The 12,102-nt window shown below is 44.6% G+C and carries 10 protein-coding genes; 1 reads left to right on the forward strand and 9 read right to left on the reverse strand.

Annotation, left to right across the window (positions count from 1 at the left end; all coding sequences use genetic code 11):
* A partial coding sequence (locus L865_RS0109405) for a helix-turn-helix domain-containing protein (protein ID WP_028773000.1) occupies window positions 1-209 on the reverse strand: 209 nt, incomplete at its 3' end.
* Window positions 210-400: 191 nt separating this feature from the next.
* Window positions 401-2,869 (reverse strand): Ig-like domain-containing protein, encoded by a 2,469-nt coding sequence (locus tag L865_RS0109415; RefSeq protein ID WP_028773001.1) that lies wholly within the window; start codon window positions 2,867-2,869, stop codon window positions 401-403.
* Window positions 2,870-3,086: 217 nt separating this feature from the next.
* Between L865_RS0109415 and L865_RS0109420 the strand changes: the two genes are divergently transcribed.
* The gene (locus L865_RS0109420; RefSeq protein WP_028773002.1) at window positions 3,087-4,406 is read left to right on the forward strand and encodes a dicarboxylate/amino acid:cation symporter; all 1,320 of its coding nucleotides are present in this window, start codon (window positions 3,087-3,089) and stop codon (window positions 4,404-4,406) included.
* Window positions 4,407-4,482: 76 nt separating this feature from the next.
* On the opposite strand, the gene L865_RS0109425 is transcribed toward L865_RS0109420, so the two are convergent.
* The 7 genes from L865_RS0109425 to L865_RS0109455 form a co-directional block, all read right to left on the reverse strand.
* Window positions 4,483-5,787: an inosine/guanosine kinase gene (locus L865_RS0109425; protein WP_028773003.1), complete on the reverse strand. Its 1,305-nt coding sequence runs from the start codon at window positions 5,785-5,787 to the stop codon at window positions 4,483-4,485.
* A 150-nt stretch (window positions 5,788-5,937) separates the two neighbouring features.
* Window positions 5,938-6,945: a ferrochelatase gene (gene hemH / locus L865_RS0109430; protein WP_028773004.1), complete on the reverse strand. Its 1,008-nt coding sequence runs from the start codon at window positions 6,943-6,945 to the stop codon at window positions 5,938-5,940.
* A 372-nt stretch (window positions 6,946-7,317) separates the two neighbouring features.
* A complete protein-coding gene (gene adk, locus L865_RS0109435) occupies window positions 7,318-7,962 on the reverse strand; it encodes an adenylate kinase (RefSeq protein ID WP_028773005.1) in 645 nt (214 codons plus the stop codon).
* A 180-nt stretch (window positions 7,963-8,142) separates the two neighbouring features.
* Window positions 8,143-8,985, reverse strand: a complete 843-nt coding sequence (locus tag L865_RS0109440; RefSeq protein WP_028773006.1) for a co-chaperone YbbN — start codon at window positions 8,983-8,985, stop codon at window positions 8,143-8,145.
* 70 nt (window positions 8,986-9,055) lie between these two features.
* A complete protein-coding gene (gene htpG / locus L865_RS0109445; RefSeq protein ID WP_028773007.1) occupies window positions 9,056-10,975 on the reverse strand; it encodes a molecular chaperone HtpG in 1,920 nt (639 codons plus the stop codon).
* A 180-nt stretch (window positions 10,976-11,155) separates the two neighbouring features.
* The gene (gene recR / locus L865_RS0109450; RefSeq protein WP_028773008.1) at window positions 11,156-11,755 is read right to left on the reverse strand and encodes a recombination mediator RecR; all 600 of its coding nucleotides are present in this window, start codon (window positions 11,753-11,755) and stop codon (window positions 11,156-11,158) included.
* Between the two features lie 4 nt (window positions 11,756-11,759).
* Entirely contained in the window at window positions 11,760-12,089 is a 330-nt protein-coding gene (locus L865_RS0109455) for a YbaB/EbfC family nucleoid-associated protein (protein WP_028773009.1), read from the reverse strand.
* Between the last annotated feature and the right edge of the window lie 13 nt (window positions 12,090-12,102).

Raw genomic sequence — 12,102 nt, forward strand, 5'->3', positions numbered from 1 at the left:
GGAGAGTGCTCCATGGGTTGCGTCCAGTCTAATCTACCATGCTTTCTTAACCATGTAAGGACCGTACTTCGACCTTGAATACCGTAGTGCTGTTGAGCTTGCTTATAGGTTAGCTCGCCTTTTTCTACTTGACTGACAACGGCTAATTTAAAGCCTAATGTGTAATCACGTTGTGTACGTTTAATGCTGATTGTGCTTGAAGGTTTCATAGATAAGTCTCCAAAGTGTCAACTTATCTCAGGACGGGACATAAATACCGACTAAAAAGCCACCTCAATTGAGGTGGCTTTTTTAATGACCATAAAATGGTACATAACCAATAGGTCATCAGCAAACTCGACGCTAGTTATAAAAAAAGGTGCCTCAGCACCTTTTTTAAGTTTTCTAAATATCATCCAAACTACAAGATAGTAATACCTATCGATACTACTTGGGTTTTCACCCCGCTTGGTGTTTCAACTTCAACAAGTAAGACGCCTGAATTAGGTTCATCCTCACCCTTAACTGTTACGGCAAAATCTCGCCCACCGTTATAGTTAGTACTAGGCCAAACTATTTCACTTGAACTTACTACAGAGCCAGCACTGGCGGTAAAGCGAACAATCGAACCTGCTGGCATCTGCTGATTATGTAAATCAGATATTGTAAACCAAGCCGTAGCTGCACCTTTGCCGACAATCTGAATACTCTGATGGTTACCTTCACCACGAGCATCATCAATTACAATGTCAGCTAAATCAGTGGCGAAAGCGGCACTTCCAGACATCACCATGACAAGACTACGGCGTACATAAATTGACTTAGAATTACTTACCCCATCAGCACAGCCTGCGTGCACAGGGTCTGAACATAGCACACCATTGTACAGACCGTCTTTTTGATCGAATATTTGATTAAAGTTAAAGTCAATTAACTCTTCAAGTTCACCACCTATTTGCCCAGGTAATTGGTTAGCAGGTTGCGGATTAAACACAGTATCTTCGTTGTAGTCATTAAAAGCATCATCTAGATCAAAAGCTTGACCTGTAACATCGGTACCATTAATAAATTCATTCATTTCATCAGCATCAAAGCGACCATTACCATTAAGGTCTGGAAAGCTTTCCTCGCCGATCGCCGTAGCGGTTATCGTTGCCCGGCCACCGTACTTCTGGTCGTAAAAGTTGCCGTAAACACCAAGTGTTGCATCATAAGTTAACCCTGATTCTGGATTACGAGTCTGCGACCCATCACCGGATAGCAAAGTATTCCCTTCTGGCCGTGGTAATTGTGATGTCCATTTAACCGAACAAGCCCCTTTCACCGTCTGGCAAGCATCTTCAATAGAGCCACCTTCAGTAGTAAAAGATACTGTTGTTCCATCCGGTACAGGGTTATTAAATGCATCCGCCATACGCGCGGTCACCACTACCTCAGTACCATCAATATCCCAGCCTTCTGCATTTAATACTGCAGCAGATAAGGAGAAACTGTCTTGATCTGGAATACCGGTTGACACAATAAGCTGTTTCGACTGACTGGCTATCGCTGGTACCGAGCCATCATCTACAGTCGCTGTAACTCTTAAGGAAGTCGCAACGGTACCGGTAGTCACCACGGTCTGTACAATGCCATCACTATTAGTCGTCGCAGATTTAGGACTAAAATCAACCCCACCTACATCTGTATTAAGCGAGAACAGCACATTTTGATTACTCACCGGGTTACTGTTTTTGTCCAACACTCTAAATTTAATTGTTGATGCTTCGATACCGCCGGTGCCTAGTATGTCAATATTCTCAGGCTCTGCGGATACAAATACAATACTGCCCACATCAGCTTGCAATACATTAATGATGCCCACTGCCGATAACGCAATACCACCCGCATTAGCGGTGACATTTATTTGATCTTCACCAACACAGCCTTGGGCAAGATAAGTTGAAGTCGCAACCCCATTACTTGAAGAAATCGGAGAGCTAATTTCTGCTTGAGCAGGACTTTTGGTTGCACAAGTCGATGAGAAGTTCACGTCAACAGGCTCTGTAAAGGCATTGCCTTGATCGTCTTGAATCAACACTGAAATCGTTGCTGTACCACCAGCGGATAACACATCCGTGCTGACTTCAGCCACGCCTTCTTGTAGTGGGTCACCACTACCCATCACCACATTGGTCGCGCCAACGACCACGATAGTTTTGCCAACTTCATTGGTTGTCAGCGAGGCAGTGACCTCACCTGCGCCTAATGAACTACCAGCGTAAATATCTACTGTGGCTTTACCTTCGCTATCGGTGACCGCAGTTTTAATCGGTAGATCACCAATTTCACTGTCAAAGGTGACAATCACCGCACTACTAATGCCCGTCACCGTAGCGGTGAGCTTTCCTGGCGATAACGTACTGATACTTTGAATAGGGTTGCCACTTGGGTCCGTCAACACCACAGAAACTTGTGCACCTCCGCCAGCCTCGCCGCCATCGCCAACCATAATCAGATTGACTGAGCTGCTCTCACCGGTACTCGTGGTTGCCGTAACCGTTGCACCCGTATTGATTTCTGCGGTGTTCACCTTAATGGTTGCTACTCCATCAGAGTTAGTAGGAACATCGCCAGTAATGGGATCGAACGTACCGTAGTCGGCATTATTTAGTGAAAACGATACGAGAGTATCAACCGGGTCACCATTGGAATCGACAACGGTTGCGGTTATCACGCCAGGCTCGGCAACTGATATTTGGGAATTATCGATAGACAAATTAACTGAAATGGTAACTTCTGGAGCAGGATCTGTGCCACCGCCCGAATCTGATATATCCCCCCCTCCACTACACGCAACTATAAAAAAGGACAGTAAAAATGAGACAAAAACTTTAAACGCTGACTGCATTGTCAGACTCCCTGTTACTCAGATTATAAATTTATAACATCTGTTTATTACTTATAGGTCAACATTACACAATTTTCCTATAACTTTTCCATAACTCATTGCATTTAATTCGGCAAAATCACCAAAAACTTTAACTATTTGCCCGTTTCTTCTGCTAACTTTTCTTGCTAGGCTTTAATGCGCAAATTGAAAGCATAATAATTATACAGGAAGCAAAATGGCTTTAACTCAATCTAAAAAACTCGGCCTCACGGGTAAAATACTTATCGGTATGGCTACCGGTATTATATTTGGCCTGTTGCTGAGAAACCTGCTGCCAGGTAGCACGTTCGTTGAAGAGTACATAACCGAAGGGTTGTTTAATGTCATCGGCTCGATCTTTATCTCTAGTTTGCAGATGTTGGTTGTCCCCTTGGTATTTATCTCTTTGGTGTGCGGAACCTGCTCGTTAAGCGACCCATCAAAATTAGGGCGCCTAGGGGGTAAAACGATAGCGTTTTACTTATTCACCACCGCTATCGCACTATCGATGGCAATTCTTGTTGCACTGTTGATTCATCCCGGTAATGCATCACTGGCCTCAGAGCACATTGAATTTAGCGCCAAGGAAGCGCCTGGTTTAGCCGAAGTACTCATTAATTTAGTTCCTCGCAACCCAATTCAAGCTATGACCGAAGGTAACATGCTGCAAATTATTATCTTTGCAGTGATCTTTGGTTTTGCCATTTCCCACATTGGTGAAAGAGGTAAGCGTGTTGCAGCGCTATTTAGCGACTTAAACGAAGTGATTATGCGTGTTGTCACCTTAGTTATGTCACTGGCGCCTTATGGTATTTTCGCACTAATGGCGAAGCTCGCACTGACTCTAGGCGTTGAAACATTCGGTAGCGTACTGAAGTACTTCTTAGTGGTTCTGGGCGTGTTGCTGATACATGCGTTTGTGGTTTACCCATCACTATTGAAGCTATTTTCTGGGCTGAATCCATTTATCTTCATTCGTAAGATGCGTGATGTGCAACTATTTGCGTTTAGTACCGCAAGCTCAAACGCAACCTTACCCGTTACCATTGAAACCGCTGAGCACCGTTTAGGTGTTGACAACAAAGTGGCGTCATTCACTTTGCCTTTAGGTGCTACCATCAACATGGATGGTACGGCGATTATGCAAGGTGTTGCGACAGTATTCATTGCTCAGGTATTTGGCATTGATTTGACCATCACCGATTATGCTATGGTTGTTGTTACCGCTACGCTTGCCTCAATTGGTACAGCAGGTGTTCCAGGCGTCGGACTTATCATGTTAGCTATGGTACTGAACCAAGTAGGACTGCCTGTAGAAGGTATTGCACTGATTATGGGTGTTGACCGTCTACTTGATATGGTACGTACTGCGGTTAACGTTACCGGTGACTCTGTTGCTACTGTTGTGATAGCTAAATCTGAAGGTGCGTTTGATGACACAACCTTCAATGATACGCAAGCAGGGAAAACTGCGGGCAGCTTTACTGAACAAGTTAACGCTGAGCTAAAAAGCTAATAACCCATAAGTGAGTATTTAGCAGATCAAAAAAGGCGCCTAAGGGCGCCTTTTTTATTATGTAGAGCAAACTAGTTTAGCGCTCCCAATAGGACTCTTCTAGACTATCTTCACGCTCAGGTAAACCCCGAGATAATCGTGGACTATGTTGAGCCAATACTTCAAATGCAACGCGGTTCGCATATTTACAGATCTGTGAAAACGAGCTGTAACACAAGCCATCGTTCTTATGTTTACTTGAACCAGGCACATTAGAGCGATGATAATCGTTTGATGCCAAATCATGTAGTAGCGCAGATAAAGCACCATCACCGGCACCATTGGTATTACGAATTTTTTCCGGCCCGCCCATATAAGGTGAAATATGCGCATATACCTTTATAGGTTCATCACAATCACGGCGACGCTTAGGACGTGAAAACTCATAGCGGTTAAATTCAGGAATAGCACCAGGCAGTAATGCATGACTTGTTTCGCGCTTTTCGCTGTCGTCGGTATAGCCAGCCGTATACAAGCCAAGAGGCCCTGCGGTAGTCAACACCATGTCACACCACTCTAAAGCCGCCTCACTGGCGCTCAGTGGGTCCTTAAAGCCTGTTAGCGCTTCACCTTCATCTTCATTCATCGCTAATATCGAAACATTGTCCTTAATGAAGTCACGCCACCACTGCGGATCTTCCTCAATTAAGAAGCGAGTACCCAGTGTCAACACCACTGGCACATCGGCCGCTTTAGCATATTCTATGGCTTTCAATGCCGCCGCTGTGATCTGATCGCCTCCACTAGCTCGCATTAAATAAGCGGTCAATACCAAAGCTGAAGAGGTTTTAACTATCTTTTCGTCGATATAGGCTGGCGTCAGCTTATCCATTGAACCTTTGCTGATTGCAAAAGTACGCTCGCCACATTCAGAAATCAGCGTAAAGCAACGCCCAATTGGGCCATCTACCGGCTGCAAGAAGTTAAGATCGACTTTAGAGGATGTATTGCAAAGGTAACGGTAGGCATAACTCCCCACAGCAATATTATTACTCATGACCCCAAACAATACCGAGCGATCATCGGCCAAAATAGAATAGTTATGAACGGTGTTACCGATAGTCCCACCAGCGAACTCATCACTGACTAAGCGGTTATCTTTCAGCTCGTTATATAACTGGTGCGCCTTGTCGTCATCAATTAAGGTTGAGTTACCTTTAGGTAAGCCATAACGCTGTAATAGCTCATCGCCAACTTTGGCTTCAATATCAACCAATGTTTGATCGATACCACTAATATGGGTCGAGACGTGCTGCGGCTGCTGGGTCAATTGGGCCAGCAGCGGATCTTTGTTTTTGACTGGAAAATAGTGTTTAGACTTTCGCTGTCCAGGAAACTTCATAACAGATTCTCAATATTGGCATCCTTGCGATCTTCTAAAAGTAGCATACTATATTCCCCGTGCTAGTATGCATGGCACTTCAGGCAATGCCGCCATCATTAAACAAAATGGCGACAGATCCTAGCATAGTTTAGTGCAATGAACAGCGATTTATAGTGTTTGTTCACTTAGCCAACCCGCGGCTTGTTGCTTGACTAATTCGGCCATCATTTGAATATGAGCATCATTGTCATTCAAGCAGTCGATAAAACGATAGTTTTCACCACCCGCTTCGATAAACTCCTGTTTACCTTCAGTGGCGATTTCTTCTAAGGTTTCTAAACAATCAGCAGCAAATGCTGGGCACATAATGTCCACCGACTTGATACCTTGTTTAGGCAAATCAGCTAGCATCTCATCGGTGTATGGTGTTAACCATTCTTCTTTACCAAATTGCGACTGGAAGCAGATGCGCCATTGCTGATTTGTTAAGCCAAGACGTTGTGCTAATAATTCTGCAGTAGACTGACATTGTTGTTGGTAAGGATCGCCCTCTGTCACATAACGCTTAGGCACGCCATGGAATGACATAAGCAAGCAATCAGCTTGGCCATATTGCTGCCAATGACTTTGCACCGACTGAGCCAATGCCTCAATGTAGGTTGGATGATCAAAATACTGTTTATTAAAGCGAGTTTCTGGGTAGTCGCGTTGTTGCTGATACTGACAAGTAATTGCATCAAACACGGGGGCAACCGTTGAGCAGGAGTACTGTGGATAAAGTGGCAGGACGATTATCTTTTCTGCACCGCGTGCTTTAAGCTGCGCCAATCCAGATTGTAAAGACGGATTTCCGTAACTCATGCCTAATTCTACCGGCATATTCAGCCCAGCGGCTTGCAACATGCTTTGTAACTTTTGCTGTTGTCGCTCACTGACAACCATCAGCGGCGATCCCTGCTCCCACCAAATACTCTCGTAGAGTTTAGCGACCTTTTTGGGGCGAGTATTAAGAATAATACCGTTAAGGATCGGTTTCCAAATCAACGGATTAACGTCTACAACACGAGGGTCACTCAAAAACTGCTGTAAAAAGCGCCTGACATCGGCAGTGGTTGGACTATCCGGTGTTCCCAGATTAACGAGTAGAACCCCAATTTTCTCAGACTGTATGCTCAAGTTAGCTCTCTTAATAAGGCAATACTCAAAAGATGTGAATGGCCATCAACATACGCTTTGCAAATTTATCCCTCGCACTGCGGATAGAAATCAATTTACCCGCGCCTTACCAACTCCTTTTGCTTGCTCTAGCCTCAGTGCTAATTCAGTGGTTTTCCCAACCATTACTAATTGCACTGATAGTTTACAAAACCTATGTGATCACCTCGGATATTCACCGGCCAGTGGCGCGATGTACACCTGTTTGTATTTTTTGAGTTATATGTAAGGAAAATGTAAGGCTACCATCGAGTTAGGCAATAAAAAAGCCCACAAATGTGGGCTTTTTTGAAATATGAGAGCTAGCTCATATAGAGAAACTAATAAGCGTGATTAGCTTAAAGCTGTTACGATTTCAGCACTCACATCGGCAACACTTTTAGTGCCATCAAATTTGCTATAAACCAGCTTATCTTGCGACGCTAGGTTGCCATAATATTCAACCAATGGCTTAGTTTGCTCATGGTAAATGCCAAGGCGTTTACGCACAGTTTCTTCTTCATCATCTGGACGGATTGCAAGATCTTCACCGGTAACATCATCTTTGCCTTCAACTTTTGGTTGGTTGAAAACAATATGATAAACACGTCCTGAGCCAGGGTGAACACGGCGACCACTCATGCGCTTAACGATTTCTTCATCTGGTACATCAATTTCCACCACGTGGTCAATATCAATACCGCTATTTGCCATCGCATCGGCTTGTGGGATCGTACGCGGGAAACCGTCTAATAAGAAACCTTTTGCACAATCATCTTGGGCAATACGCTCTTTTACTAGGCCGATAATAAGCTCATCAGAAACTAACTGACCTGCATCCATCACTTTTTTGGCTTCTAAGCCAAGTGGCGTTCCGGCTTTAACAGCAGCACGTAACATATCACCTGTAGAGATTTGTGGAACACCATATTTTTCCATGATGAACTGTGCCTGGGTACCTTTACCGGCACCTGGGGCACCTAATAGCATAATGCGCATCTGAGAGTCCTCTTATTTCGCATAGTTTTTATCATTGGGCGGCGATTTTCGCATAAATAGCCGCTATTTTGAAGGGGCGTTAATGAGTTTAACTTTGCCCCTTTGCTTGTATTTCTACTCGACAATTGTTAGAGCGGCAGTTCACTAACCTCTTCAAAAAACAATTGCTGAAGGCAGCGGTTAATACAATAACGTATATAACTTTCTACGGTATTGATTCGCCAGCGAATCGCCTTGGCCCATGGCAGTTAAAATATCGAGGAATAACTGCTTAATGTTGCCGTCTAACGCACTCATATCTTTTTGTAATACTGCAAACAAGCTTTCAAGTGCTTCGTCATTGCGATTGGCTTGGTGCAACGCAGTAGCAAGCTTAAGTACCAACTCCATATTGCTTGAGTCAGTAGCTAGTTGCTGTTGCAAATTCCTAATTTCTGGCGTGTCTGCCGCATCAAGGGCTAGGCTTAATTTCGCCTTCAAACTTTGGAAGTAGCTATCTTGGTCTGCTAAGCCGATGCCGTCTAGTAGACTTTGCGCTAACACGAGATCGCCTTTACTGAGCAACGCATCAACATAGGGTAACGCCACTTCGGCAGAAGTGGATTCACTGTATGCTTGTTTTAACAAAGGTAAAGCTTGGTCAAACTGCTGCTCTGCTAGCAGTTGCTTGGCTTGCTGCAGATCCAATTGCCATTGTGCAGGTAGGTGTTTTTCAAGTAGTTGTTCTATCTGTGGCGCTTCCTGTAATCCGGCAAAACCATCAATAGGCTTGCCTTCACTTAGCACCATAGTGGTGGGTAAACTTTGGATCTGGAAATAGTTGGCGATTTCCATCTCCGTATCGCAATTGACCTTCGCCAATACGAAACGGCCTGATTGTTGAGCCATCGCTGTGAGCGTATTGAGCAATGTGACGCTTTCAGGACTTTGCTCACTCCAGAAGTTCAACACAATTATCTGTTGCATTGACGCATCGACGACTTGCTGAATATTCTCTTTAGTGAGATCGAGTACAGGTTGCATAACCATCCTTGCATTTAATCAAAAAAAGCAAAGGCAGTTTACACTGCCTTTGTTAATTAACGATTGTTGATTACTTCAAGTTAGCCATCAACATCTGATTCATCAACTTAATGAACGCTGATGGGTCAGATAAGCTGCCTTTTTCTGATAACTGAGCTTGCTGTAACAACAACTCAGCCCACTGACCAAATAGTTGCTCATCTTGCTCGTTGTCTAGACGCGCTACCAATGGGTGCTCAGGGTTAATTTCAAATGTTGGTTTTGTTTCCGGTACTTCTTGACCAGCCGCTTGCATCAGCTTAATCATTTGGCTAGACATCTCGCCCTCACCGGCCACAACACACGCTGGGGTATCGGTTAGTCGTGAAGTCACCTTAACATCGGCCACTTTATCACCGAGAACATCTTTCACTCGAGTGATTAATCCTTCTGATTCTGTTTGCAACTTCTCTTGTGCTTCTTTATCAGCCGCATCTTCAAGGTCGCCTAGTTGCAAATCACCGCGAGTTACTGAGTGCAATTGCTTGCCGTCAAATTCAGTAAGGTGATTAATCAACCACTCATCGATGCGCTCAGATATCAATAATACTTCAATGCCTTTCTTGCGCAGTAATTCAAGATGAGGACTGTTTGCTGCCGCTTCGTGGCTATCAGCAACAATGAAGTAAATCTTAGTCTGACCTTCTTTCATGCGCGACACATAGTCAGCTAAACTTACCGTTGGCTCTGCACCATTGCCTTCTGTAGAGGCAAAGCGCAGTAATCCAGCAACACGCTCTTTGTTAGCGAAATCTTCAGCAGGGCCTTCTTTCAGTACTTGACCAAACTCAGCCCAAAACGTCTGATATTTCTCTGCATCGTTCTTAGCAAGCTTCTCTAACATACCTAGCACACGCTTGGTAACTGCGGTGCGCAGTGCTGTGGTCACCTTGTTATCTTGTAAGATTTCACGTGACACGTTAAGTGGTAAATCGTTTGAATCAATAAGACCTTGAACAAAACGTAAATAGCTCGGCATAAACTGCTCAGCATCATCCATAACAAACACACGTTGTACGAATAATTTCAAACCATGTTTACGGTCGCGGTTCCACATATCCCAAGGTGCTTTCGCTGGGATATAGAGCACGCTAGTGTATTCCTGTTTGCCTTCTACGCGGTTATGGCTCCAAAGCAGCGGGTCAGTAAAGTCATGAGAGATGTGCTTATAAAACTCTTGATACTCTTCTTCGGTCACATCGCTTTTGTTACGTGTCCAAAGCGCTGTTGCCTTGTTCATTGCTTGCCACTGACCTTCAGTCGCCGCAATCGCTTCGCCACCTTCTTCAGTCGCCTCTTGTGCAGGCGTGCCCTCTTGCCACATCTCTACAGGGACTGAAATATGATCAGAGTACTTAGTAATAATTGAACGTAGACGGAAATCATCAGCAAACTCTTTTTCATCTTCGCGTAGGTGCAAAGTGATCTTGGTTCCACGGCTTGCTTTACTGATGGTATCAACGGTGAAGTCACCTTCGCCTGCTGACTCCCACTTCACCGCTTCATCGGCACCATGGCCAGCAGCACGTGTTTCTACCGTGACTTGATCAGCAACGATGAATGCAGAATAAAAACCCACACCAAACTGACCAATCAGTTGTGAATCTTTAGATTCATCACCTGAAAGGTTTTTGAAAAATTCGGCAGTACCAGACTTAGCAATCGTACCTAAGTGTTCAATCACACCATCACGAGTCATACCAATGCCGTTGTCTTCGATAGTGACAGCGCCTTGCTCTTTGTCGGCACTGATGCGAACGCGTAGCTCACCATCGCCCTCATACAAAGCATCATTTGTCAGCGCTTCATAACGAAGTTTGTCTGCCGCATCAGCGGCATTTGATACCAATTCACGCAAGAAAATCTCTTTGTTTGAATACAAAGAGTGGATCATCAAATTCAGTAATTGTTTGACCTCGGTTTGAAAGCCATGAGTTTCTTGTTGTGACATCGATTATTCCTTCTAATTTCACTAAACACGTCGATGCAATTAGCATCTCTATGGCACTAGAGATGGGGTTGGTTTTTTGCTTTTCAAGGAAAAAAGTGCACCTTTGGTGTTTTTGCACAAAAAAAGCCCAGATAAGCGATTATCTAGGCTTTTTAACAGACTTTGTCGTGGCAGATCTAGTTACAACGGTAACCGACCATTAAATGATAATGCTAATGTGGTGCTGTCGACATACTCGAGCTCACCGCCAACGGGAACACCGTGTGCGATACGACTAACGCTAATGTCAGCGCTTTTTGCCATATCCGCAATATAATGTGCCGTTGCATCACCTTCTACCGTTGGATTGGTTGCTAAGATCAATTCAGTGACTTTGCCTGACGCAATCTGCTTGGCCAATAACGCCAGACCTAACTCATCAGGTCCGACACCATCTAATGGTGATAGATGGCCGAGTAATACAAAGTATCTGCCTGAAAAATGCCCTCCTGCTTCGATGGCTAATACATCGGCAGGGGTTTCTACCACACAAATCACACCTGACTCTGTGCGCTTATGATTGGCACAGATAGGACAAAGATCTTCTTCGGTAAATGTGCGGCAGTCATCGCAATGACCCACTTCGCTCATCGCACTCGACAATGCTTCAGCAAGCTGTTTGCCAGGCTTTCTATCACGTTCTAAAAGCTGAAAAGCCATCCGCTGTGCAGATTTAGGACCCACACCCGGTAGGCAACGCAACGATTGAATCAGCTCATCAACAAGCGGGCTAAATTTCATGGCGTTAGAAAGGCATCTTCATACCAGGTGGTAATTGCATGCCACCGGTCACTTCAGCCATTTTCTCTTTTTGATTCTCTTCAACACGACGTGCCGCATCATTACATGCTGCTGCTATCAAGTCTTCTAGCATCTCTTTGTCATCTTCAAGTAGGCTTTCGTCGATATCGACTTTGCGTACACTGTGAGAGCCTGTCATGGTCACTTTAACAAGACCTGCACCTGCTTCACCGGTGACTTCCATACGTGCAATCTCTTCTTGCACTTGGGCCATCTTGTCTTGCATCATCTGGGCCTGCTTCATCAGGTTGCCCATACCGCCTTTTCCAAACATATCGATCTCTCTA

It is taken from the genome of Shewanella waksmanii ATCC BAA-643 (assembly GCF_000518805.1).
Classification (GTDB): Bacteria; Pseudomonadota; Gammaproteobacteria; order Enterobacterales; family Shewanellaceae; genus Shewanella; species Shewanella waksmanii.